This is a genomic window from Pseudomonas sp. WHRI 8519, from assembly GCF_040224055.2.
Classification (GTDB): Bacteria; Pseudomonadota; Gammaproteobacteria; order Pseudomonadales; family Pseudomonadaceae; genus Aquipseudomonas; species Aquipseudomonas putida_X.
Genome location: NZ_CP167996.1, coordinates 3257525 through 3282369, shown reverse-complemented (window position 1 = coordinate 3282369; position 24845 = coordinate 3257525). Strand labels below are relative to the sequence as shown.

Below are 24845 nucleotides of genomic sequence, written 5' to 3'. Positions count from 1 at the left end.
GGGTTTGTTGGCAAAATACACCAGGCGCTTGTATCGGTAAGGGCGGTGGCGGGCGGAGTGGTTGAGATTTCAGGCCAGGTGGTCAGCTCTACAAATGCAACTCTTTCGAACGCGGGAGAGCAGTCAAGTCGGGCCATCTCGGTTGCTGCCGCGATACAGGAACTTGGGGCTGCTGCCGGCGAGATTGCAGGGAATGCATCGCAGGCGTCGAAGGAGGCGACGTGGGCTAGGGAGGCATCGCTCCGAGGTCAGGGGCTCGTTGAGGAGTCCTCGAGCTCAATGGGGACTTTGTCGACAAACCTCGCACTATCCCAAGACAACATCCTTGCGTTGAACAAGCAGACGGTGGGTATCGGGCAAATCCTAGACGTCATCAAGGCCGTTTCCGAGCAGACCAATCTTTTGGCACTGAATGCTGCGATAGAAGCGGCACGAGCGGGTGACGCTGGGCGAGGATTTGCGGTCGTCGCCGATGAAGTCAGGGCCTTGGCTCACCGGACGCAAAAGTCCACCGAGGAGATCAACAGCCTTATCGTCGGGCTTGAGCACCAGACGCAACTAACCGTTGAGGGCATGGCTGAAAGCAAACGCCTGGGTGAGGCGAGTGCGACGGTCATAGAGTCCACGGGGCAGCAGTTGAGCACCGTGCTGCAAAAGATAAAAGACATCGATGGCATGAACCTGTCGGTAGCTGCAGCTACAGAAGAGCAGACTAATGTCGTCGGAGCTATTGGAGAGGATATGGCTCAGATCGAGGCGCTGACTGCTGCGTGCGCGCATAACCTGGAGCTCATTCGTAGTTCCTGCGTGAGTCTGGATGCGCAGGCGCTTGAGTTGAATCAGATGTTGACGCGTTTCAAACTGTGACGGGGATGCCTCACCCATGCTATCCGACTAAGTGTGGTTGGTAGCGATCATGACGCACACCCGATGACGGTTTGCTTTGATTTGCAGTGCAATGAGGCCCGGTGCAGTTATGCGTGGCCTCGTTGCCTGTACTAAATACGTGATCAAGTTGTTCGCCACGATTGGTGATAGTAGGTTTTCGTCGGGACGAAAAAAAACGCCAGAGTGTGGGCTGGCGTCTGAGAAAGGGTCAATCTGGTAAGCGAGTGCAATATTACTGAGTGCGGCGAAAAAATACAGGTTTAGCTCCGATTATCGGAACCATTTGTACCGATATTTTCGTTGTGGTGAGGTTTTCCGGCTGCGAATGTTCGCGAGCTGCCGGTTTCAAAGACTTTTGCCGGAGCGTCCTATGATGGTGCCTAAGACCTTTAACCGCGATGAATACCTAGATCTTGCAGAGCCACTGCAGATGCCGCCGTTTTCTCAGATATCATCTTCCTCCGCCGCTGCGAGACAAGCTGTAACTCGTCTCGCAGCGTCATTCAGTAGTGGGATAATTTTAATCAGATCTTCCTCGGTTTTCCGGGCTTGAGGCGCTGAAACGCTCACACACCCCACCAGTCGGTTCTCCGCTGTGAACACAGGAACCGCGGCTCCAATCACACCTAATGTGTATTCGGAATCGGTGATGGCGTAGCCATTCTCGCGGGTTTTCTCGATAACCGCCTCCAGCTCATCGCGCTCACAAACAGTTTTTGGGGTATACCGTTCCCAAGGCCCGCTTGCTAAGTATTTTGAGAGATCACGATTGCTCATCAGCGAGAGAATCACCCGTCCGCTTGAGGTGCAATGGAGCGGGGCGCGCTGGCCTGCCTGGAATTGCAGTGTCAGACGAGTATCGGCTGTTGCGCTATCGATGTACTCGAGCTGGTGACCATTCAAAATACCAAAGCTTGCGCTTTCGCCAGTGGCTCGGGTCAGACCGACCAAGATTGAGTGGACAGGAGCCTGGGCATGGGAGGCAATGGAGATCATTGCTGACAACTCCAACAGGCGGGGCGCAATCCTGAAACCTCGTCCTTCCGACTTGCGAATATACCCGAAGCTCTCAAGGTTGCTCAGCAACCTATGGGCGGACGTTTTGGGCATGTCGAGATGTTGGATGAGATCCGAAATATTGATGCTGCCCCGGTTGGCCAGCAGCTCCAACGCAAGAAAAGCACGCTCGGTAGGGGATATTTCTTCAGTCATTTTATATGGCATCGCTCACAGTGAAGAATGCCGCCTGAAACGGTAGCGTTCCGTTAAACGGAACTGTTGCACGCTATCTGCGGATAATCAAGGCTTCGATTGGAAGGATTATAATCTGTTAAATCTTCATAAATCGGGACATTTGGTTCCGTTAATCGGGATTTTGTGTTGTAAGGCCACGCTGCTCGCCCTAAGGTGATCCCATCTTGGCACTGAGCGATAGCCCAAGGTGAGTCGATTCTTACGCCGACTCAGGGCCAATCCTTAGCGGACAAGGGCAGTAATGCTCCCGCAACGGTGCCAGAAGACCTCACAGATCACCTGATTTGTGTCATTTCAAAGCCTAAGCTTGGCGAGGTTCTCATGACGGCGTTCAACGGCGATATCCGCAAACTCTTCCCTGCAGCTGACAACACCCTGTATCTCGATTCTGCTCACCAGACACCGTTGTCCGTGCCTGTAAAAGCTGAACTGGACGCCTTCAACACCGCAGCATTGAACTACGCAGGGCCTAAATACGGTTGGCTGAACCGTGTTGAAGAAGTCCGCGCCAAGCTGGCTACATTCATTGGCGCCCGGCCGGATCAGATCGCCTTCACCAAGAACACCTCGGAAGGTCTGAACATCTGTGCCAATGGCATGCAGTGGGAAGCCGGGGACAACGTACTGCTGCTGGACACCGAGCACCCAAACAACGCCTACGCCTGGCTCTCGAAGCGCGAGGAAGGCCTGGAAGTGCGTCTGGTACCATCTGACAAGAAGTGGGCTGATGCTGACACCTTCGCCCCTTACGTTGATGAGCGCACCCGCGCGATCGCTATTTCTCACGTGATGTTCCACAACGGTCAACGCAACGATATGGCCAGCATCACCGCCTTCGCCAAATCCAAAGGCATCGCTGTCATTGCTGACTCCATGCAGTCCATCGGTGTGTTCCCCATCGACGTGAAGACCCTCGGCGCTACTGCAATTGCATCCGGCAGCCACAAGGGCCTGCTGACTCCGCAAGGCCTGGGCTTCCTGTATACCGAGAGTAGAGACATCGTACCGACCTACGTTTCCAATGCCGGCGTCGCCAACGCTCGTGCTGACTTGGTACCGGTGAGCGAGCCGATCAGCCTGCGTGACAACGCCCATCGCTTCGAGATCGGCAACTTCAACCTGCCAGCGATCCACGCCCTGGGCGGCGCCTTGGACTTGATCAACTCGCTCGGCCTGGAGAACGTCGCGGAACACGTCCTGAGCCTGGGTGACGAACTGATCAAGGTTTGCGACGAACTGGGTGTTGAACTGGTCGGCCCGCGCGAGCGTGAGTTCCGCTCCCACATCTACGTCCTGGATCTCACCGAGCCGGAATGGGCTGAGTTCTTCAAAGCCGAGAACATCCGCCTGTCGCCAGTGCGCGATGGCATCCGCGTATCCTTCGCGATCTTCAACACCGTTGACGACGTCACCCGGTTCGCGAATTCGCTGCGCAAAGGCTTGAAGCAGATCAAGCGCAAAGCCGCTTAATCACCTAGCTCTAACGGCAAACCATCAGGGACATGGTTTGCCGTTGGTCATGGACGACTTCCTGAATAATAAGAATGCTAAAGTTTAAGACTGCCCGTAGTTAGTAAAAAAACAAAAATTTCGAGGTGTGGTCGTGAATCATAAAAGTCTTCCTAGGTTAATTGGCTTGGCGATTGTTGTTGGCGTGATTGTTGGCTGGGTCAGCCATAATTATGCGGTCGATGAAAAAGCTGCCAAGGAAATAGCGTCGTACTACGGATTGATATCAGAAATATTTCTTCGTCTGATCAAGATGATCATTGGCCCCTTGGTGTTCGCTACGCTTGTATGCGGCCTCGCATCGATGGGGCAATCAAAATCTGTCAGTGGTATCGGTATCCGTGCCATGGCGTGGTTTGTAACCGCATCCTTTATTTCGCTGTTAATAGGTCTTGGCCTTGTTAATTTGTTCCAGCCTGGTGTTGGGCTGAATATGGATGCTCATCAGTCTGCTGCTCATGCAGTGCCGGTAAATGCTGGGGTGTTTAATCTCGCCAGCTTTATTACGCATGTGTTTCCGAGAAGCTTTGCGGAAGCAATGGCCAATAACGAAATACTTCAAATTGTTGTTTTCTCCATTTTCTTCGGTTCCGCACTCTGTGTAATGAAAGGAAAAGGAACTAGCGTGATTTTTTATGCGCTGGAAGAATTGTCGAGAATCATGTTTCGCATCACTGACTATGTGATGATGTTTGCTCCCTTGGGAGTGTTTGCAGCGATTGCCTCGGCGATAACTGTGAGCGGGTTGTCCCTGCTGGTAGATTACGGCTGGCTTATCCTTCAGTTCTATCTGGGGTTGGCAATTCTCTGGGTTATCTTGTTTGCGGTAGGCTTTTTCTTCCTGGGGCGGTCAGTATTTGATTTGCTCAAGCTCATTCGTGAGCCATTGATGCTTGCTTTCTCGACCTCAAGTAGCGAAACCGCATTTCCGAAGACGATGGAAGCATTGGAGAAGTTTGGCGCAAATAAGCGTGCGTCCAGCTTTATCCTTCCTCTTGGCTACTCGTTCAACCTAGATGGGTCGATGATGTACCAGGCTTTTGCCGTTATCTTCATCGCCCAGGCTTTCAACGTTGACCTAACCTTCACTCAGCAACTGCTTATCCTCCTCACCCTGATGCTTACCAGTAAAGGTGTTGCCGGCGTGGCAAGAGCTTCGGTTGTAGTGGTAGCCGCTACTTTGCCTATGTTCAACCTTCCTGAGTCCGGTATCCTTCTCGTTCTCGCGATTGATCAGTTCTTCGATATGGGGCGTGCAGCTACCAATGTCGTGGGTAATAGTATTGCTACTGCCGTAATTGCGAAAACCAGCGAGCGAGATGGTTTGCTCGATGCTGATTATTCTGGAGTTATTGAAGCTAAGAATGCAGAGTCAGTATCTGCCTAAGTTAAGTATTGCGTTATGAGAAAGCCTATACGATGGTCGTGATATCGGGAGTGTGTCACTAAATCTGAAGCGGTTGGTCACCCTAGGCGTTGCTCAAAGGCTCTCGTTGCTCATACGAGAGCCTTTTTTATTTCGGATATTCAGCTTGGTAGATTGTCTTTCAGCCACGTAGCGACGGTGCTGGCATTTTCCCCTGGGTTAGGAATTTCGGTGAAAATCTGAAGTAGAACTCCGTCCTTAATGATCAAGGCGGCACGTGAGTAGAGCAAAAGCTCACCCGCTTGGAACGTTGGCAATTTAAGGGAGGAGGCGAGGCGGCAAGCTTCGTCTGACAGCAGTTCGTAATTCAGCGATTGTCTGCTTTTTAGCTCGCTCTGATAGGAACTGTCTTGCGAGGAAAGCCCATAAATGTGGGAGACTCCCAATGCAGAGAGTTCGTCAAGATGGTCACGGAACCCACATGCTTGAGGGGTGCAGCCCTTCGCTCCAGGGATGGCTTCGAGTTCAGCAGGTGCTGGGATGGCCGGATTGCCCGTGCGCGGGTAGATGAATAAAACGGTGAGGCCGGTTAGTTTAGCTAGGTCGACTATCGAGCCGCTCGTAGAGACAAATGGAATGTTAGGTAACTTTTGCCCTATCAGTGATTTTTGCAGTTCTGCTTCAGTGCGATAGTAAGCCATAGCGGCATCCTCTCATATTAAGATCCAACAAAACGGTCGCGATATTCTTTCGGTGTCACGGACAGATGCTTTCGAAATCCTACGCGCATTTGATCTGCTGTGGCGAAACCACATTTGAAAGCGATGCTTTTGAGTGGCAATTCGCTTTCACTCAATAATCGGCGGGCCTTATCGATCCGCGCTTTCTCGAGGAATTCGGATGGTTTGAGTCCGGCCTCTTTGTTAAACAGGCGAGTAAAGTTCCGCAAGCTCATGGCTGCGTGCTCAGCCATTTGCGGTATGGTGATTTTCTTGTCAATGTTGGCTATCACCCACTCCTGTACGTCCCGCATGCACGTAGAGTGAGTCATTTGGCTGGTAAGGTTAGCACTGAACTGAGATTGGCCACCTGGGCGTTTTAGGAATATCACCAGATCCCTTGCGACGTCCAGGGCTAACTCATGCCCGAAATCTTGTTCAACGAACGCTAATGCTAAATCAACAGAGGCGCTGACCCCCGCCGAAGTCCAAAGATTATCCTGCTTGATGAAGATTGAATCAATTTCAACTTCAATCTCGGGATGGGACTTTTGGAGAACGTCGGCCATTCTCCAATGAGTAGTAGCACGTTTGCCATTCAAAAGCCCAGCAGCAGCAAGAAAAAAAGCTCCGGAGCACAGTGCAGCGAATCTTTCCACCTTCGGTGCGATGTCTTTTGTCCACTGAACGATTTCGGGATTTTGATCAACGGCTCTCTCAATTTCATGTGCGCCGACAATCATGACTGTATGAGGTAACTCATTACAGTTCAGTGCGCTCGTAGCGTGCAAACTCATGAGCGTATCAGATTGAACTGCTCCAATTCGAGTCGATACTATCCGCACCTCATATCCAGAACTTTTTCCTTGAGTTTCAAGGTGCTTGTTGGCGTATGTGAAGACAGTCATCGGCCCAATGGCTTCAAACGACTTAAACTCTGGGTAGATGACCATATCTACGGATCGGGGCGCTGTGGTCTCACTATTCATCATGTTTAGCTCCAATATCTAGGCCTTGGCCTAATTTCGTGCAAGCTTGGCCGGATTTACTGTGAGTTTGGCGTGCGGACAGGCCTCGTTTTCAATATCGTGGGGTACCTGCAATACAGTCAATAGGTACTTATTCCCATGATCAAGTCGCGCGCCGCTGTTGCATTCGGGCCAAATCAACCTCTGAAAATCGTTGAGGTCGATGTTCAACCACCAAAGGCTGGTGAGGTATTGGTTCGCATTGTTGCGACCGGTGTCTGCCATACGGACGCCTATACGTTGTCTGGCCAAGACTCCGAAGGTGTCTTCCCCTGCATCCTGGGGCATGAAGGTGGTGGCATCGTTGAAGCGGTAGGCGAGGGTGTGACTTCGCTGAGCGTCGGCGATCATGTTATTCCGCTGTATACCGCTGAATGTGGCAAGTGCAAGTTTTGTACTTCTGGAAAAACCAACTTGTGTCAGGCCGTTCGAGCCACTCAAGGTAAAGGCTTGATGCCAGACGGCACCACACGGTTCAGTTATAACGGCGAACCAGTTTACCACTATATGGGGTGCTCGACTTTTTCTGAGTACACCGTTCTTCCAGAAATTTCTCTCGCCAAAATTCCGAAGGAAGCCCCACTTGAGAAAGTGTGTCTGCTGGGTTGTGGCGTTACCACCGGTATCGGAGCAGTGCTCAACACCGCAAAGGTGCAAGAAGGCAATACCGTAGCTGTCTTCGGTTTGGGCGGTATCGGTCTGGCGGCGATCATTGGCGCCAAAATGGCCAAGGCATCTCGCATCATTGCAATCGATATCAACCCAACGAAATTTGCAATCGCCGAAGAACTGGGGGCTACAGACTTCGTCAACCCTAAAGAATTCGATCGCCCAATCCAGGATGTCATTGTCGAGTTGACTGACGGTGGCGTGGATCATTCCTTCGAGTGCATCGGCAACGTACAACTGATGCGAGCAGCTCTTGAGTGCTGTCATAAAGGGTGGGGCGAATCCACCATCATTGGTGTAGCTCCTTCTGGCGCAGAGGTTTCGACCCGTCCGTTCCAACTGGTCACCGGGCGTGTATGGCGTGGCTCGGCATTTGGCGGCGTCAAAGGTCGTACCGAGCTTCCTACCTACGTGGAGAAGTCCGAGCAAGGCGAAATCCCCCTCGACAAATTCATCACCCACACCATGGGCCTGGATGAAATCAACGAAGCGTTTGAGCTGATGCACGAAGGCAAGAGCATTCGTTCTGTCGTTCATTTCTAACTCCGAATTCGGCGTCGGCTCAGCCGGCGCCAATTTTCAGCAACCCCACTACATCGATGGAGATTCAAATGTCTGTTTTCACTCATGTAACTGTTGGCACCAACGACCTGGAAAAAGCTCGCAAGTTTTACGACGAAGTGCTGGGTCAAATCGGCCTGAAGCGCATCGCTGACCTGGGCGACAATGGTTCGATCTGGGGCGTCGATAAGCCATCCTTCTTCGTATTGAAGCCAGCCAATGGCCAGCCAGCAACCGTTGGCAACGGCGGCACTGTCAGCTTCGAGGCTCCAAGCCGTGCTGCAATCAACGCATTCCACGAAGCCGCTCTGGCTGCCGGTGGTAAGGACGAAGGCGCTGCAGGAACCCGTGGTTGGGCTCCGAATGCTTACGCTGCCTACGCTCGCGACCTGGATGGCAACAAGCTTGCCGTCTACAGCTTCAAGGCCGAGTAATTCGGTTCGCGGCATATGAAAGCCGCATCATAAGCACGGCTGCAAACGAAACCCCTGAGATAGCTCCCGCTAGATCAGGGGTTTTTTTAACGAGGGGCGTATCAGGCACCGGACTTCTTGATGCTGCTGATGCCCTTTCTCAACAACTCACCAAAGCGCGCCACATCGTCGGTGGTGTTGTAGATGCCAAACGAAACACGGATGCCATCGCGTACTGGCGACAGGCGAACGTTCTCGGCTTTGAAGAACTCAGCCCATTCCGGCTCGGCGAGATCCAGGACGTAGATGTGGGAGCGGAATTCACGCTCGCGCGGGCCGACCAGCTCAACACCCAGTTCGTCGCAAACCTTGATCAGTTCGTCACCCAGGCTCAGGACGTGTTCCGCGACGTTCTCCAGGCCGAGCGAGTTGATCAAGTCCAAGGCGCCGCCCAGGGCGTGGATCGCTGGCAGGTTGAAGTTGCCGATCTCGAAGCGATGGGCGTTGTCACGCAGGCTGATCGGCTCGCTCACCGGTACCAAGTCAGCACGAGCGTTGGCGACGCCGGCATTGGAAACGTAGGTCGGTACGATGTCTCTACTCTCGGTATACAGGAAGCCCAGGCCTTGCGGAGTCAGCAGGCCCTTGTGGCTGCCGGATGCAATTGCAGTAGCGCCGAGGGTCTTCACGTCGATGGGGAACACACCGATGGACTGCATGGAGTCAGCAATGACAGCGATGCCTTTGGATTTGGCGAAGGCGGTGATGCTGGCCATATCGTTGCGTTGACCGTTGTGGAACATCACGTGAGAAATAGCGATCGCGCGGGTGCGCTCATCAACGTAAGGGGCGAAGGTGTCAGCATCAGCCCACTTCTTGTCAGATGGTACCAGACGCACTTCCAGGCCTTCCTCGCGCTTCGAGAGCCAGGCGTAGGCGTTGTTTGGGTGCTCGGTGTCCAGCAGCAGTACGTTGTCCCCGGCTTCCCACTGCATGCCATTGGCACAGATGTTCAGACCTTCCGAGGTGTTCTTGGTGAAGGCGATCTGATCTGGCTGGGCGCCAATGAATGTGGCCAGCTTGGCGCGGACTTCTTCAACACGGTTCAGCCAACCGTATTTGGGCCCTGCGTAGTTCAATGCTGCAGTATAAAAGCGGTCAAGCTCCGCTTTGACTGGGAGTGAAAGTGGAGTTTGGTGTGCTGCATCTAGGTAGAGCATATTTTTGACAGCAGGGAACTGTTCACGAATGCTCGCAAAGTTAGTGTGTTTCATTTAAGTAGGCCTCTAATTTATGTGAGTGTTTGAGTCAATGAGCGATTTGACGAAGGAAGTTTTGTACTCGAGGCTGACTTGGCGAATTAAAAAATTCTTCAGGTGGAGCCTCTTCGATGATCTTGCCACCATCAATGAAAATGACTCGGTCGGCGACTTTTCTGGCGAAGCCCATTTCGTGAGTCACGCAAAGCATGGTCATACCGTCGTCTGCTAACTTGCACATGATGTCGAGCACTTCCTGAACAACCTCGGGATCAAGGGCTGAAGTGGGCTCGTCGAAAAGCATGACGGAAGGAGACATGCACAATGCCCTGGCAATGGCTGCTCGCTGTTGCTGCCCACCTGACAACTGGCCTGGATACTTAAGGGCATGCTGAGAAATCTGTACCTTTGCCAAGTAGAGTTCGGCTCTTTCGACCGCTTCTTTCTTGCTCAAACCAAGAACGCTCATGGGCGCGAGGGTGCAGTTTTCGAGGATGCTGATATGAGGAAACAAGTTGAAGCTTTGGAAGACCATGCCCACTTCACGGCGGATGTCACGGAGGCCTTTGATGAAGCCATTGCCTTTGGGATCTGCCACCTTGATTTCGCCGGCTTGGTAGCTTTCCAGCCCATTGATGCATCGGATGAGGGTAGATTTCCCTGATCCGGATGGGCCGCAGATGACGATCTTCTCGCCACGCTTCACCTCCAGATCAATCCCCTGAATTACCTGATGATCGCCATAGCTTTTTCGAAGGTCTTTTACGGTCAGGACGATATTGTTGTTCTGCGACGAGGTCATATCAGTGCTCCCTCAAATAGTTTTCGCGTTTTTTGTGGTAGAGGCATTGCTACCAGTTGTAGGGGTGCCCCGCAGCCCAGACCTTCTTTTGCGCCGTTTCTCCATATAGTTGACCAATTCAACTGCGACGGAGCTAATGACGAAGTAGATCACCGCGACGGTGACGTACATTTCCAGCAAGCGGGAATCTCGCTGCGCTACTTTCGAGGCCGCACCTAGTAAGTCAGTCAGCGACAGGACGTACACTAGGGATGTGTCTTGGAAAAGAATGACTGCTTGGGTCAGCATGATTGGGGTAGTGGTGACGAGTACCTGCGGAATAATCACCTTGCGATACATCTGAAATTTAGTCAGCGCGAGTGCCTCGGAGGCTTCGTACTGACCCTTAGGAATTGAACGCAGGCCGGTTCGAATGATTTCGGCAAAGTAGGCGGCTTCAAAAAGCGTGAAAGTTATGAACGCAGTGTTGGTGGGGCCGAGCGGGATAGGGCGTCCATCAGGGCTGATCAATTGCAGAATCAGCGGCATCATGAAGAAGAGCCAGAACAGCACCAGGATCAAGGGAATAGAGCGCATCACGGCCACGTAAATGGTCGCTATCTGCGCTAGCACAGGAACGTTAAGGTGCCGAACCATAGCCAATACCAACCCGAGCGCCAACCCCCCAAGGAACGCTACAGCGGTAAGCTGCAGAGTGAATGACAGCCCCGTCATTAAGTACGGTAGGGAATTGATGATGACCTGGAAGTCGAAATCGTACATGTTGCTACCCCTTCTTGACGTTGAGTTGATGCACTGGGGTTAATCCAGGCACATGCATCCGCCGTTCAATCAATGTCATTACCGTGTATACGGATAAAGCCAGGAGGATGTAACACACCGTTGCGGCGCTGAAGGCCTGGAATGTCTTGTAAGTAAACTCGTTGATCTGTTGCGCTTGGGCAGTTAGCTCGACCAACCCAATGGTGAGCGCTACGGATGTGTTCTTGAAAACACCCATAGCCTCACTCGTGAGGGTTGGAATGATGATGCGAAGAGTTTGTGGGATTAGAACCTTCTTATAACGCTGAAATGTGGTGAGCCCCAATGCCTCGCAAGCCTCACGCTGACCCACGGGAAGGGCGGCAAGCCCGGCTTTCACCTGCTCAGCAACACGTGAGCTGGAATAGAGACTAAGACAGATGAGGGCAGGCCAGAAGCTTCCCCATGGCTGGGCGAGCTGCTTGATGGCGTCTCCCCATGCAACAGGCAATAGCTCCGGTAGGACGAAATACCACAGAAACATCTGAACGATGAGCGGAATGTTTCGGAAGACCTGTACATAAGCTCTGCCTGCGATGGCCATGGGTTTGTTACGGGAATTCCTTGTAATTCCAACCAGAACTCCCAGGCAAAACGAGAAAAACGCGGCGCTCAGGGCGAGTGTCAATGTCCAAACCAGTCCGGACAGAAGCCACTGGATGTAGAGCTCACCGTCAGGTGATGTTTCAAAGAGAATGTTCATAGTTTCCTCGGCGACTTCCAGCGCCCACGGAGGTGCCGTGGGCGAGCAGCTCAGTATCAGAACGGTTGGTCGCTAGGCTGCTTGATGCGCTCTTGAAGTCCCTCGCTCAAAGGAACGTTCAAATTGGTGTTGTGAGGCGCAATTGGCTGGGTGAACCATTTGTCATAGGTTTTGACGAAGTCACCGGAAACCATCATTTGCTTGAGGGTTGAATCGACTGCGTCCTTAAGAGGCGCATCCCCTTTGGGCAGCATGAGCCCGTAGTAGGTCTTCGAGTACCCTTCCGGAAGGATGGTAAGTGTTGACGGGGCGCGTGCCTCTGCCTTTTTGGCAGCCAGGAGAATGTCGTCCTCGAGGAAGGCGCTGGCCCTTCCTTGCTCGAGCATGAGCATCGATTCGGCGTGGTCTTTGCCCTGAATGATGCGAGCCTTCAACCCATCGGCAACAAGCCTCTTCGCGAGGGGAACAGCGTTGGAGCCTTGGGTCACGACCACAGCTTTGCCGGCGAGATCGGAAGCGCTTTTAATGCCGCTGTCAGTTTTCACGAGCCAGCGTGGTTGGCTAACGAAGGTGGCAATCGAAAACGCTACCTCCTGCATCCGCTCAGGGGAACTCGACGTCCCACCGCATTCGACGTCAATGGTGCCGTTTTTGATTAATGGCATGCGATTGGACGAGTTCACAGGTAGATACTTGACCTCCAACTGGTCAAGTTTGAGCTGTTGCTTCAGGTGTGCCACCACCTGCGAGCACAGATCAATGGAGTAGCCGATAGGCTTCTGCTCGTTGTTCAAGTAGGAAAATGGAACCGAGCTTTCGCGATACCCCAGGGTGATGGATTTCGTTTCACTGATCTTATCGATAGCGCTCCCCGCAGCGTTGGCTTGGGTAACACACAGCGCCAACAACGATGCGATGAGACAAGCTTTTGGCTTATGGGGCATGACTGCTTCCTCAGTGATGTTTTTATTCCGAAAAACGGAACAAGATGTTCCGATGAATAGGGTAAGCAATTCACGTGCCTAATCCTTGCAATGGCGAGTCAAGCCCCTAGGTGCACGCTCTCTGCTTCATTAAACAGCTTAGTCCTGAGCACCTGCTCAGAAGGCGGTCGGCACGGAAACGGGGCGTGATGGGCGCATTTGGTGCGCCGTCGAAAGGAGGGTAGTGGGTTGAAAAGTGCCGGTGTGTTACCAAGGGCTACGGAGTATTGCGTAACACAAGTCCCGATAAAAGGGGCTTTACGATCCATAAATCGGAATTTATGCTTTGCGTTACGAGTTTTCATAACAACAAAACATAACCCGGCTGATTTCCCGGGATCGAGAGCGACAGCATATGGACTCTCCGACGGCGAAAGCTTTCAAGCTCATTGAGCTCTTCAGGGATCGCTCTGAGGTTCGATTTTCAGACCTTGTTGCGCAACTTGGTATGTCTCGCACCGCTGCACACAGACTGTTGGCCACCCTTGAGGAGCAAAGGTTACTCCATAGGGCTGTGGGCGGATTCGAGTTGGGCCCCAGGCTCCATCAGCTAGCCACTCAGTCCATCTCCGCAGCTCTGTCCAGCGGAGGAATTCGAATGATTTTGACGGAGTTGTGCAAAACGACAGGAGAGAGCTGTGGGCTGTCGATACTCAAAACTGGAGAGGTTGAGTATGTGAATACCATCACAGCTGGGGCGAGACTCACATCCATGTTTCAGCCTGGTCATCGCGGCCCTCTGCATTGCACTTCGAGCGGGCGGGTGTTCTTGGCTTCGATGGCGCAGGTCGACATAGAGCATTTCTATGCTTCAGCACCATGGACGCGATTCACAGACCAAACAGTATGCGATGCTCGGCAGCTTCGTCGGGTCATAGAAAACACCCGGCGGCAGGGCTTTGCTGTGACAGGCGCAGAATTTACGCTAGGGCTTGTCGGAGGGGCTGTCCCCGTTTACACGCCAAGTGGTGCCATTATGGCTTGCTTGAACATATTTGCGCCCCAAGTTAGAAGAACTGAACAGGATATACAGGGGTTCGTTCCGGTGCTGAAGGCGGCTTCGGCGCGCATCACCGATTATTTCACATCGATTTGAATGGAAAAAAGCAGCTGCCGGTTTGGACTATGACTTCGACCGCCACACTGAAGTATGGCCCGCGCCTAACGATTAAGACGTCGGCTGGTTGAAAGTAGACGTTTCTTCGCCGAACTTTGAGCCAGGCCCCTTCTGCGAGAATGCTGAGAGCGGCGTCTGTCAGTTTGACGATTGGTACTGCTCCGTAAGCGTCCGGCGAACTCACCTTCCGAGCTCCAGCATTATGGGCGATGGCGTCCGCGTATTTTAAGCGGACGCGATCGCCCTTATCGCCAGGATTTCCATGCGCCAACGAAGCTCTTATCCGAATCCATTCAAAGCTCAGGTCGTTCAGGAATGCCTGCAACCTGGCGCGACGGTGTCCAGTGTCGCCATCAGCCACGGCATCAATGCCAACGTCATCCGTAAATGGCTGCCGCTCTATCGAGATCAGCCCGCAGAGACTTCACCACCGGCTTTCGTCCCGCTAAAAGCCCCGCCTAAACGGCCAGTCGAAGCGTCAGTGATCATCGAGTTGCCCGTGGCCGGGCAAGTGATCACGGTGAAATGGCCAGCCTCGGATCCCGAGGGTTGTGCGCAATTTATTCGGGCTGTCGCTCAATGATCCGCATCGATGCCATCTGGCTGGCCACCGAGCCGATGGACATGCGCGCCGGTACCGAAACCGCTTTAGCCCGAGTGATCGCGGTGTTCGGTGCGCAGAAGCCGCACTGCGCTTATCTGTTCGCCAATCACGGCGACGAACTCGTCGCCTGAATGCCGTCCGGCGATGTCTGAGGAGCGTAGGGCGTTCTCCAATCGGCCCGCTATCGTGCACAGCAATTCGTCGCCAGCCAGATGCCCAAGGGAGTCGTTGATCTGTTTAAAACGATCTAGGTCAATGAACAATACGGCCAGTAGCTTCAAGCCAGCAACTGGTGCCGTCCTGACGTAACCGCTCGATCTTGTCGGAGTGGGCTATGCCGGCACGTAAGTGCTGCCAGAGTGCTGGATACTCTTCGCTTTCGACGAAACTCGGCTGGCAGAAGCTTCGGTGATGCCGACCAGGCACATCTTTCTGGCTGTACCCCAGTAGGGCCAGGTAGTTGTCATTGGCGCGATTTAGTGTTCCATCCAGCGCGAATTCGGCGATAGCCATGACACGCTCCAAGGCCGCGCGCTGCAATGCTTCCGGTGAGTTTTCCCGCATGTTCTTTTCACTCCACTCACCGATTTTACGCAATGGTGCCATAACTGAAGGATTCTGGAATATCTGGGCGATTCAGCGTGCTATGGTCGTGCCAACAAATACAGCAGCGATCATTGCGTGTCGATCATTATCAAGCAGCCTTTTGGCGTGTCGGGTGCGATGATACCCTAGGATTTTCTTGCATATAGCGGAAAACGACACATGCTCTGGCGGCAGAATAGTTCTTGATAATATGCGGGTTGATTGTTATGCACCGTAAGGTTTGTCTAGTATCCGTAGTTTCGCAGGCATGTCGACGCAGAGAATTTTGCTCGATAGCGTGGCTGTAAAGGGCAGTGACCTTCGATAGGTTGTAATGGAAAATTGACAATCATGATAGCTGTAGAAATGTAGAAATGTAGAAATGTAGGAGTTAGTTAATCGGAAGATTAAGTGGTGCGGGTCCGCTGCATTTTCCTTTGATAAGGTTCTATAGAGTCTGCGCGACTTATATTTTAATAAATTGGGGCTGTTTGTTTGCGATTGACGGGTGAAGAGCATGCGAAGTCTGGTATGGCTGTGCGGTTTTCTTAACTGGCAGTCATTAATGCTTTTCTTTCTAGAGAGATTTATGGTGGCTCTTTTTTGTCAAGGCTGGTGGCGAGATGACCTCTGTCACAAAGGCCATCGAACTGAATACTGATATGCACAGCCATCGGGCTATCAGACGGCTCTTGGAGTAGGTTAAACCTAAATGAAGAATCGCAGGTTCAAGCTATAAATTTTTAGCAATCTTGAGTAGTAACAAGCGAAGAAGTAAGCATGGCGCGAGCAACTGCGGCGATTTCGCGTAGTTCATTTCTTGGCGTTCCAGTATGCGCTTGAAGAGACATGCCTTCTAAAAGTTATTCAATGCCTGTGCTGGCAGGCGAGTATTTTTTCTGCTAATTTACCCAAATGCTGCGCGTGGTCTAGGCGCTGCGGCAGGAAGTGGCGACAGTACTCTCTATGGCGCTAAGAGTGGCCGAAACCTCAGGTTCATTTTCGGGCACGGTAACGGCCGAGGTCACGATTATGCAGCCACAAGGAGCGTCCGGGGCCGTGAGATATCAGCGGCCTCCCGAAAAAAGTCACTGATCGCCCGCGATACGTCTGGCTCGTCGCTCATGCGCGTCCATGTGGCCTTCCAGTATGTTGATTCGTAGTAGGCGACTATGTGGCTAAAATACACATATATTGACTACGTGAAAGCCTTGGCGTCAAAGAATTGAATTGTTGTGTTCAGGGCTTGCAGGTTGGTTTCACGGGTGATCGAGCTATCGTGTGTGCAAATGAAGCTATGGCCAACATCAGGGTAAACAATAAGTTGGTGTGAAATGTTCGCCGCTTCCAGGGCCTCCTTTAATTGAACGCTCTGTAGATAGGGGACTTTCTCATCCTCTTTCCCAACCAAAATTAAGGTTGGTGCTGTTTCGCTGGTGATTTCCAACGCTGGACTAGCCCCTTTGGGAACATCCGATGAACCTGGCGGGTTGCCCAGTAACTGCCACTCCGGAGCGAGCTCGTGCGGGGTAAGAGGTAAGCCGATGACCTCAGCTTGGGATTGAAGGGTTTGAAAGCAGAATACTCCGTACCAGGCCGCTATGGCTTGAACTTTTATTGTGTTGCACCCTTGTTTGACCATAGGGGAATTGCAATATGTCCATGGGTTGCCCAAACTGGCAGCGATATGTGCGCCAGCGGAAACTCCCCAGACGTAGGTGTTGCCGGTGTCAAATCTAAGTTCTTCAGCCATTTTCGACAGGCAGTGCAGTGCAGCTTTGGCATCTTCAAACTGCGCAGGCCACCTCGCCTCTGCACTCAGTCGGTAGTTGATCGAGGCTACGGCATAACCTCGGGCAGCTATCTCAGATAATAGCTGGGGGAAATCACTAAACACACCTGATCGATGACTATCTCCTCGTCTCCATCCTCCGCCGTGTATGTATACCAACAAGGGTGAAGGAGACGACCGGCGTGGGGTGGGGGGCAAGTAAAGATCCAGTGTCAGGGGGCGATACCCCTCGATCCGTGCGTAGGGTAACGCTCCGATGAAGGTCACGCCATTGTCAAACTCAAAAGTCCACGGAGGCATCGCGTCTTTGTATACCATTGAAGCACTGGTCTTTGCGGTAATCCAACTATCCATTCGATTGGGATGCTCTTTTGATAATTTGTGATCGACCTCAATAAGCCGAATTTGCCGAATTATTGCGATTGGTGCAAGGAGTGTAGATCGTCTTGATAGATTTTAAGTGCGGCGACCGAGCACTTTGACGATCAGAAGTGCGATGCGCAATACCATTGCTTGCCCTGCTTTACTGAGTATTTAACATTGTTTGGAACAATTTAGCGAGGTGCGCTGACGTCTGTTTGTCCACTGGCGAGTAGCGCGCCCCGGACGAAACCCTCGACAAGTCGTCGCTCGACGAAATCCCGTACATAGGCTGCTCCCGCATCACGGCCGCGGGGAACTGCGACTGCTTGGCGGATGGCGGTGAAGGCTCCCTGCATCACGCGGTAATTCGGATTCCTGGCTGCGACTTGCTCCAGCGGTTGTCTGACGCCGGCGGCAGCATCCAGGTGTCGATCAATGAAGAGGTCTACAGCACCGGCAGAGGTGTCAGCTCTTTGGAGCTCGGCATGTTGCAACGTACGGGAGAGGTACAGGTCGTAAGCGGCGCCGTTACCTACCGCAAGTCGAAGTCCCGGTTGATCCAGCTCTTCGACTTTGGAGTAGGGGGCGTCGGCTTTGACCAGATAGGTCCCTTCGATCAGGACGTAGGGTTCACTGAAGCTGATTTGGGCGGCGCGGACAGGCTCGATAGCCAAAAAGGCCAGCGTCCAGGCATTCTCTTCAAGTGCAGCGAACACTTTCCCGGCTGCGTCGTACGTGTGCAGTTCGAGACCTACGCCCAGCTCATCGGCCAGCGACTTGGCCAGCGCTACAGAAACGCCATGCAGTTCTCCGTCAGTGCCTGGCTGAGCCAGCACTGGATTACCGAAGTTGATCGCGGCACGCAGAATGCCATTGGGCGCCAGGTCATCAAGGACCTGCTGGGCTATAGGGCTCATCGTTTCTCCAGATTCAGAAAATTGGGAATGTGTAGGACACGATCAGGCGATTTTCATCAGCGCCACGTGCAAAGCTTGATCGATAGCTCGCGTTACGCCAACGGACCGATACGTTCTTCAGGGCGCCGGACTGCACTACGTACTGCAGTTCGGTGTTGCGCTCCCATTCATGACCCTCGCCGGAAATGGTCGCTGCGCCAGCATGGTCGCCCCGCAGGTAGCGGGTCATGAAGGTCAGGCCAGGAATGCCGACAGCCGCAAAATTGTAGTCGTAGCGCAGTTGCCAAGAGCGTTCGCTGGGCTCGGCGAAGTCGTTGAGCTGGACAAAGTTGGCCAGGTAAGGATCGGTTCCGTCCAGATACGGCATAGAGGTGGAGCCGTTCATCTTTTGCAGTCCGAGGCCAAGCGCATGGCTTCCCACGCTGTAGGTGAACATGCCGGAAATCGCTCGGCTGTCGATACGGCCACCTAGGGCTCGTCCGTCATCGTCGCTATCCATGTAGCGAAGATCGGCTTTGATTTTTCCGGGGCCGACAGGGGTCGAATAGTTCGCCCCCATGAAGTGTTGGTGATAGACCTGTTCCAGCTCTGCGTACTGATAGGTCAGCAGCAGGTCCTTCGTGAGTTGGTAATCCACACCGCCCAGCCAGAAGGCGTCGCCTTCTGCATTGCCTGTGAAGCGCCGGTTCTTGTTGTTCAGTGTGATAGGCACGCGGTCTGTCGAGTCTCGATCAGTTTGGCGCTCGAATCGCGCACCGATGAAGGACAGCGAATCGAATTCTTTGCTGGTGAGCAGGCCACCCTCAAAGGTCTGAGGGAGGAGGCGGCCAGTATTGGCCTGAGCTGTTGGAAGCTTTGGGATCAGGGTGCCGTATTTAAGCTCGGTTTCGGACAGGCGCATCTTGCCAGCCAGGCCCAGGCGGCTGAACGCGTCAGCTGCGCGACCATCATCATGAGTCGGTAGCAGGCCCGTACCGGTCCGATCGGGGCTTGAATCCAGCTTCACGCCGAGCATGCCCAGGGCATCGACTCCAAAACCGACGGGGCCAGGTGTGTATCCCGATTTCGCATCGAGGATGAAGCCGTGGGCCCATTCTTCGCGCTTCGACTGGCCGGCACCGTCACGGAAATCGCGGTTGATGTAGAAGTTCGTCGTTTGCAAGGTGATCTTGCTGTCGTCGATAAAGCCATCCCCATAGGCTGTGGCGGCGGCCAGGCAAGGAGTAACGGCGAGAAGCTTGCAACCCATTTTGTTCTTGTTATGCATGTGCTGCTCCATCAATTGGAACCTGGGGTGTAGGCGTGCCTCCCGGCACGCCAGGATCAGGAAAAGATGAGGTTCAAACGGTGCGGAAAATCATGCAGACCGGGCTGCCGGTCTCGATCTGATGTTCCAGCAAAGCCAGTTCGCCTTTCGGGCTAATGGAGAAGGTCTTGATGTTGTCGCTGTCTTCGTTCGCGACGAACAGGAAGCGCCCGTCAGGGGAGGTCGTCATGAAACGGGGCTTCTTGCCTTGACTCGGTACGTTGCCGATCGGGTTGATCTTGCCGGTAGGCTGATCCACCGAATAGATGGTCACGCTGTCATGCCCGCGATTAGAGGAGAACAAATGTACTCCATTCGGCGCCATGACCAGTGCGGCTGCACGGCTGTCCCCCACAAAGTCCTGAGGGAGGGCTGGAACCATCTGGAATGCAACCAGGGCGCCGTCGTTCTGGTTGTAGCGGTAGCTGGTGATCGTGCTGTCCAGCTCGTTTACCACGTAGGCATAAGAACCGGAGGGAGAGAACACTACATGCCGAGGGCCGGCACCTTCGCGAGCTTTGATTTCATGAGCCAGTTCAGGCTTCAGCACCGTCCCGTCCAGTTTCAGATCGAACACGAAGACCTTGTCCAGCCCTTTGTCCGGAACCACCAGGTAACGGCCCGATGGGTCGCATGGGATCATGTGCGGGTGGGAGCTCGCCTGCTCGATCTTGTGCGGGCCAGGGTTGCCCGGAAGGTCGTATTCGCTGATGACGGGTTGCAGGTGGCCGGTTTTATCGAACGGCAGAATGACAATGTTGCCGGTGGCATAGTTGGCTACAGCGAGGAATGTGTTGCTCTTGTCCACGGTAAGGTGGACGGGATTGTTCCCTTCGCAACTAACCGAGTTCACCTTGGTGAGCGTTCCGCTGTCAGGTTCGATCTGGAATGAGCTGACCGTGGACTGGTCGCCATGCACGCAGAACAGCAGGCTTTGAGTTTGGTCAAGACACAGGAAGGATGGATTGGTCAGATCGCCGACGGTTTGAACCCGTTCGGAGCGACCTGTCTGCGGGTCATGTCGATAAACCGTGATGCCTGCACCGCGGGCGTTTCGCTCGCGAGTGGTTCTGGAACCCACATAGACAATTTGGTTTTTGTTCGAGTTGGCAGGCTGCATGGAGTTCTCCTCAGGTCCTGATTTGGCGTCTGCCGCTCCCGCGCCGAGGCCCAGAATGGTTGCTGCAGCGACGATGGAAGTAGAAGAGAGCAGCGTGCGTCGAGTAATGGCGGGTGAGAACGGTGATGGGTACATGGCAAAATCTCATCGTTGTTTTTGTTGTGATGAGTACCGCCGACCTTCGGAGGCCGGCGGTAGCTGAGCAATCAGTACTTCGACGGGACGAGCACCCAACCCTCCATCAGGCGACGGGCGCTTCGGCTCATGACGGCCTTGTCCACAATCCAGTTGCCATCGACTTGAGCGGTCTGCGCGCCTACGGCAACGGTGCCGGCGGTGTGGCCCATGTTGACTTGGCGTTTACCGATATCGCCGACGATACGGTTGACCAGCGTGCCTTCCAGGGCGGCAGCGACGGCAACCGCTACAGCGCCTGTACCGGTGATTGCGTGGTGCAATTTGCCCATGGAAAGGATGCGAGCGATCACATCGATCTCGCCGGCTTCGACTGTCTTGCCGCCGGCAGCGCCGTAGGTTTGCGGCGGAGCCACCAGGCAAAGTTTCGGTGTATGAGGGCGAAGGCGCGTGGCTTCCTCGGCGGTAGCTGCAAGGCCCATCGCAACGGTGCAGTGCGCACGGATGGTTTCCAGCGACTGCAGCAGCTCGGCATTGCCGTTGACCTGGTCTTGCGTCTCGGTACCCGTCAGGCCAACGCGCTGGGCATCTACAAAGATCGTGGGGTTGCCGGCATTGAGCAGCGTTGCTGGCAGGCCTGGGAAGCCTGGGATATCCAGTTCATCAACGACATTGCCAGTTGGCAGGATGCTGCCGCCCGAACCGCCAGGCTGAAGGAATTCCACGACGATTTCGGCGGCAGGGAAGGCGACGCCATCGAGCACGAAATCACCTTCTTCAACGACCTCACCATCCTTCATCGGGACATGGGCGATGATGCGTTTCTGAATATTGGCCTGCCAGATGCGGATGGTGGCGATCCCGTCACGAGGTGCATCGACGAGCCCTTGGCGAATGGCGAACGGACCGACGGCTGCACTCAGGTTGCCACAGTTACCCGACCAGTCGACCACCGGGCTTTCGATAGCCGGCGCACCGAACAGGTAGTCGACATCGCAGTCTGGCCGGCTCGACTTTCCGATGATAACGACCTTGCTGGAACTGGAGGTCGCAGCTCCCATGCCATCGATCTGTTTGCCGTAAGGGTCTGGGCTACCGATCACACGGAGCATCAGCGCATCACGCTCCGGGCCGGCAGCCGGAACATCTTGATCAAGGAAAAACACGCCTTTACTGGTACCGCCACGCATGAAGACGGCAGGGATTCGAACTTGGGTCATTGCACTGCTCCTTCCGGTTGTTTCGCTTGTGCAGCCTTGTCCATGCTCTCTACCAGCAACTGCGGCAGCAGGCCGCCGCGGCGGAAGTAGCGCACGTCTTCGTGCGTATCCAGGCGGCTGGTTACGCTCACGTTTTCAGTGCTGCCGTCTTCGCGCTCGATGACCAGTTGCAGCTTTTCGCCCGGAGCGAAAGCCTCATCAATGCCTTCCACCGAGAAGTTTTCGTGTCCAGTCAGGCCGAGGGTTTTGCGGGTCACGCCCTCTGGGAATTGCAGAGGCAGAATGCCCAGGCCGGCCAGGTTGGTGCGGTGGATGCGCTCGAAGCTCTCGGCAACGACGACGCGTACGCCCAGCAGGCGAGGGCCTTTGGCTGCCCAGTCACGCGACGAACCGCTGCCGTACTCCTTGCCTGCCACGACGATCAAAGGCTGCTTGCGCTCGGCATAGGCTTTTGCGGCTTCGAATACGGTGCTCACACGATTCTCTGGCAGCAGCAGTGTCCAAGGACCTTCACGGCCGTCGGTCATCAGCTCGTTCTTCAGGCGTGGGCTGGCGAAGGTGGCGCGTTGGGCCGCCTCGTGGTTGCCGCGACGCGTGCCGTAGGAGTTGAAGTCATCAACCCCGATGCCGTGGCCCTTCAGGTACGAACCGGCGTCGCTGTCCGACAGGATGGCGCCCGATGGCGAAATGTGGTCGGTCGTGATGTTGTCCGACAGCATCACCAGCACGCGCATGTCTTTCAGGTCGCGCTGAGGGTCGCTAGCCGTCAGCTCGTCGCTCCAGTACGGCGGTTTGCGGATGTAGGTGCTGCTCGGGTCCCAGGCGTACTGATCGGTGACGCCGGCGCGCAGGTCAGAGGCGATGACGCCCGCCTCGCGGGGTACTGCGCTGTAGGCCTTGTCGAACAGGTCGGCCGACAGTGCCTTCTGCTCGATCTCGTCCAGCTCCTGGTCGGAAGGCCACAGCTCGCTCAGGTAAACCGGCTTGCCTTCGGCGTCGGTGCCGAGTGCATCTGTTTGCGGGTCGATGCGATAGGTGCCGGCGATCGCGTATGCCACGATCAGGGGAGGGGACATGATGAAGACTTCACGAGCCAATGGGTGCACGCGGCCTTCGAAGTTGCGGTTGCCAGAAGTGGCGGCAACGGTCTCCAGCTTGCGGGTGCGGATTTCGTCTTCGATCTCTTTGCTCAGCAGTGGACCGGACATGCCGTTGCAGGTGGTGCACCCGTAGCCAACGACGTTGAAGCCGAAGTTGTCGAGATCGACATTGAGGCCGGCACGCTCCAGGTAGTCGGCGACAACCTTGGAGCCTGGCGCGAACGAGGTCTTTACCCATGGAGCGCGCTGCAAGCCGCGCTTGAGGGCGTTGCGTGCAACCAGTGCAGCAGCGATCACGCCGCGAGGGTTGGAGGTGTTGGTGCAACTGGTGATGGCGGCGATGACGACCGAGCCATTGTCCAAGCCGGTTGGGACGTCCTTCGCTGCTTCACCTTTACCCAGCAGGATGCGCTGGTGAGGTTGCTTCGGCCCGGCAATTGCGCGACCAACGCTGTTCAGGTCGAGGCTGACAACACGGTCGTACTCGACGGATTCCAGGCTGTCATGCCACAGGCCCTGGTGCTTGGCATACGCCTCGGTCAGCTCGGCAATCTCACCGCCACGGCCGCTCAGGCGCAGGTAGTGCAGGGTGCGCTCGTCGATCGCGAACATGGCTGCGGTCGCGCCGAATTCGGGCGCCATGTTGGACAGGGTGCCACGGTCTGCCAGGGACAGTGCCGCGACGCCTGGGCCATGGAACTCCAGCACACTGCCGATCACGCCGGCTTTGCGCAGGCGTTCGGTCAGGGCGAGCGCGATGTCGGTGGCGATATAGCCGGATGGCGGCACGCCTTCGAGGCGCACGCCGACAATTTCCGGGACCCGCATCATCAGGGCTTTGCCCAGCATTGCCGCTTCGGCTTCGATGCCGCCCACGCCCCAGCCCAGCACACCGATGCCGTTGATCATGGTGGTGTGGCTGTCAGTTCCGACCAGCGTATCCGGGAACGCCCACAGATCACCTTCGACTTCGCGAGTACCGATGACGGTGGTCAGGCGCTCCAGGTTGATCTGGTGAAGGATGCCGTTGCCTGACGGCACGATCGACAGGTTGTTGAAGGCCTTGTTGCACCAGTCGAGGAATGCAAAGCGCTCGGCATTGCGCTCGCGCTCGATGGCTTCGTTGTCGGCCAAGGCGTTGGCATCCCCCCACCGCTCTACGTTCAGCGAGTGGTCCACTACGAGGTGGGTCGGGGTGACCGGGTTTACCTGGCGTGGATCACCGCCAGCTTTGGCGACAGCGTCACGCAGGCCGGCCAGGTCGACCAGGGCAGGGGTGCCGAGCAGGTCCTGAAGCACCACGCGTGCGGGGCGGAATGGAATGTCGCTGTTTTTAGAGCGAGTGCAAATAACTTTCAGCGCTTCGTTCGGCTCTGCTTCGGTGCGCAGAACGTTTTCAGCAAGGATCCGGAGACTCATTGGCAGGCGGGAAAAGTCGCCGCCTATCGTTTTTACAGCTTCCGATACGTTGCAGACGCGGTACTCGCGACCGTTGACGGCCAGGATTTGGCCAGTGTGCTTGCTCATGCCGGGGACCTCACAGGCGTGTTTTTTGTGAGGCGATATTGCACTTTGTCTAAACTTGAGTCAATTTAACTCCAGCAGAAATGCATTGGCCATGCGCCGAGTGG

The 24845-nt window shown here is 54.7% G+C and carries 23 protein-coding genes and 1 pseudogene; 8 read left to right on the top strand and 16 right to left on the bottom strand.

Annotation, left to right across the window (positions count from 1 at the left end):
• The first annotated feature begins 279 nt into the window (after window positions 1–279).
• A complete protein-coding gene (locus tag ABRP30_RS14980) occupies window positions 280–867 on the top strand; it encodes a methyl-accepting chemotaxis protein (protein ID WP_372490492.1) in 588 nt (195 codons plus the stop codon).
• A gap of 465 nt (window positions 868–1332) precedes the next feature.
• Here ABRP30_RS14980 and ABRP30_RS14975 read toward each other — a convergent pair whose 3' ends face one another.
• Complete coding sequence (locus ABRP30_RS14975; RefSeq protein WP_349975880.1) at window positions 1333–2100, bottom strand: IclR family transcriptional regulator; 768 nt, start codon at window positions 2098–2100, stop codon at window positions 1333–1335.
• A gap of 363 nt (window positions 2101–2463) precedes the next feature.
• On the opposite strand from ABRP30_RS14975, the gene ABRP30_RS14970 reads away from it, so the two are divergent.
• Together ABRP30_RS14970 and ABRP30_RS14965 are read left to right on the top strand one after the other, a co-directional pair.
• Complete coding sequence (locus tag ABRP30_RS14970) at window positions 2464–3612, top strand: aminotransferase class V-fold PLP-dependent enzyme (RefSeq protein WP_372490314.1); 1149 nt, start codon at window positions 2464–2466, stop codon at window positions 3610–3612.
• Window positions 3613–3745: 133 nt separating this feature from the next.
• Window positions 3746–5038 (top strand): dicarboxylate/amino acid:cation symporter, encoded by a 1293-nt coding sequence (locus ABRP30_RS14965; RefSeq protein ID WP_349976649.1) that lies wholly within the window; start codon window positions 3746–3748, stop codon window positions 5036–5038.
• Window positions 5039–5178: 140 nt separating this feature from the next.
• Here the strand turns inward: ABRP30_RS14965 and ABRP30_RS14960 are convergent, their stop codons facing one another.
• Both ABRP30_RS14960 and ABRP30_RS14955 read right to left on the bottom strand, forming a co-directional pair.
• A complete protein-coding gene (locus ABRP30_RS14960) occupies window positions 5179–5718 on the bottom strand; it encodes a peroxiredoxin (protein ID WP_349976650.1) in 540 nt (179 codons plus the stop codon).
• Between the two features lie 17 nt (window positions 5719–5735).
• The gene (locus tag ABRP30_RS14955) at window positions 5736–6728 is read right to left on the bottom strand and encodes a GlxA family transcriptional regulator (protein WP_349976651.1); all 993 of its coding nucleotides are present in this window, start codon (window positions 6726–6728) and stop codon (window positions 5736–5738) included.
• A 135-nt stretch (window positions 6729–6863) separates the two neighbouring features.
• Here ABRP30_RS14955 and ABRP30_RS14950 point away from each other — a divergent pair, with 135 nt between their 5' ends.
• Window positions 6864–7976 (top strand): S-(hydroxymethyl)glutathione dehydrogenase/class III alcohol dehydrogenase, encoded by a 1113-nt coding sequence (locus ABRP30_RS14950; RefSeq protein ID WP_349976652.1) that lies wholly within the window; start codon window positions 6864–6866, stop codon window positions 7974–7976.
• Between the two features lie 68 nt (window positions 7977–8044).
• Window positions 8045–8428, top strand: coding sequence for a VOC family protein (locus ABRP30_RS14945; protein WP_349976653.1), 384 nt, complete (start codon window positions 8045–8047; stop codon window positions 8426–8428).
• A gap of 101 nt (window positions 8429–8529) precedes the next feature.
• Here ABRP30_RS14945 and ABRP30_RS14940 read toward each other — a convergent pair whose 3' ends face one another.
• The 5 genes from ABRP30_RS14940 to ABRP30_RS14920 form a co-directional block, all read right to left on the bottom strand.
• Complete coding sequence (locus ABRP30_RS14940) at window positions 8530–9627, bottom strand: aminotransferase class V-fold PLP-dependent enzyme (RefSeq protein ID WP_372490313.1); 1098 nt, start codon at window positions 9625–9627, stop codon at window positions 8530–8532.
• An 88-nt stretch (window positions 9628–9715) separates the two neighbouring features.
• The gene (locus ABRP30_RS14935) at window positions 9716–10468 is read right to left on the bottom strand and encodes an amino acid ABC transporter ATP-binding protein (protein WP_349975715.1); all 753 of its coding nucleotides are present in this window, start codon (window positions 10466–10468) and stop codon (window positions 9716–9718) included.
• 12 nt (window positions 10469–10480) lie between these two features.
• Window positions 10481–11230 (bottom strand): amino acid ABC transporter permease, encoded by a 750-nt coding sequence (locus ABRP30_RS14930; protein WP_349975714.1) that lies wholly within the window; start codon window positions 11228–11230, stop codon window positions 10481–10483.
• Window positions 11231–11234: 4 nt separating this feature from the next.
• Window positions 11235–11972, bottom strand: coding sequence for an amino acid ABC transporter permease (locus tag ABRP30_RS14925; RefSeq protein ID WP_349975713.1), 738 nt, complete (start codon window positions 11970–11972; stop codon window positions 11235–11237).
• A 56-nt stretch (window positions 11973–12028) separates the two neighbouring features.
• Window positions 12029–12916, bottom strand: coding sequence for an amino acid ABC transporter substrate-binding protein (locus ABRP30_RS14920; protein WP_349975712.1), 888 nt, complete (start codon window positions 12914–12916; stop codon window positions 12029–12031).
• Window positions 12917–13310: 394 nt separating this feature from the next.
• Here ABRP30_RS14920 and ABRP30_RS14915 point away from each other — a divergent pair, with 394 nt between their 5' ends.
• The 3 genes from ABRP30_RS14915 (at window position 13311) to ABRP30_RS14905 (ending at window position 14807) form a co-directional block, all read left to right on the top strand.
• The gene (locus tag ABRP30_RS14915; protein WP_349975711.1) at window positions 13311–14051 is read left to right on the top strand and encodes an IclR family transcriptional regulator; all 741 of its coding nucleotides are present in this window, start codon (window positions 13311–13313) and stop codon (window positions 14049–14051) included.
• A 283-nt stretch (window positions 14052–14334) separates the two neighbouring features.
• On the top strand, window positions 14335–14655 hold the full coding sequence (locus ABRP30_RS14910) for a transposase (RefSeq protein WP_349975710.1): 321 nt from the start codon (window positions 14335–14337) through the stop codon (window positions 14653–14655).
• Window positions 14652–14807 (top strand): hypothetical protein, encoded by a 156-nt coding sequence (locus ABRP30_RS14905; protein ID WP_349975720.1) that lies wholly within the window; start codon window positions 14652–14654, stop codon window positions 14805–14807. Before ABRP30_RS14910 ends, ABRP30_RS14905 begins: the two co-directional genes overlap by 4 nt.
• Here ABRP30_RS14905 and ABRP30_RS14900 read toward each other — a convergent pair.
• The 8 genes and pseudogenes from ABRP30_RS14900 to ABRP30_RS14865 form a co-directional block, all read right to left on the bottom strand.
• Window positions 14781–14948, bottom strand: a pseudogene (locus tag ABRP30_RS14900) (GGDEF domain-containing protein); the annotation flags it as partial. The gene ABRP30_RS14905 and the pseudogene ABRP30_RS14900 overlap by 27 nt on opposite strands.
• Window positions 14929–15189, bottom strand: coding sequence for a PAS domain-containing protein (locus tag ABRP30_RS14895; RefSeq protein ID WP_372490491.1), 261 nt, complete (start codon window positions 15187–15189; stop codon window positions 14929–14931). The pseudogene ABRP30_RS14900 and the gene ABRP30_RS14895, both read right to left, overlap by 20 nt.
• A gap of 1270 nt (window positions 15190–16459) precedes the next feature.
• Window positions 16460–17407, bottom strand: a complete 948-nt coding sequence (locus ABRP30_RS14890) for an alpha/beta hydrolase (protein ID WP_349975708.1) — start codon at window positions 17405–17407, stop codon at window positions 16460–16462.
• Between the two features lie 200 nt (window positions 17408–17607).
• The gene (locus ABRP30_RS14885) at window positions 17608–18333 is read right to left on the bottom strand and encodes a transporter substrate-binding domain-containing protein (RefSeq protein WP_349975707.1); all 726 of its coding nucleotides are present in this window, start codon (window positions 18331–18333) and stop codon (window positions 17608–17610) included.
• Window positions 18334–18346: 13 nt separating this feature from the next.
• Entirely contained in the window at window positions 18347–19582 is a 1236-nt protein-coding gene (locus ABRP30_RS14880) for an OprD family porin (protein ID WP_349975719.1), read from the bottom strand.
• A 91-nt stretch (window positions 19583–19673) separates the two neighbouring features.
• Window positions 19674–20894: a lactonase family protein gene (locus tag ABRP30_RS14875; RefSeq protein WP_349975706.1), complete on the bottom strand. Its 1221-nt coding sequence runs from the start codon at window positions 20892–20894 to the stop codon at window positions 19674–19676.
• 71 nt (window positions 20895–20965) lie between these two features.
• Window positions 20966–22114, bottom strand: a complete 1149-nt coding sequence (gene prpF, locus ABRP30_RS14870) for a 2-methylaconitate cis-trans isomerase PrpF (protein WP_349975705.1) — start codon at window positions 22112–22114, stop codon at window positions 20966–20968.
• Entirely contained in the window at window positions 22111–24741 is a 2631-nt protein-coding gene (locus ABRP30_RS14865) for an aconitate hydratase (protein WP_349975704.1), read from the bottom strand. Before ABRP30_RS14865 ends, prpF begins: the two co-directional genes overlap by 4 nt.
• Window positions 24742–24845: the final 104 nt, after the last annotated feature.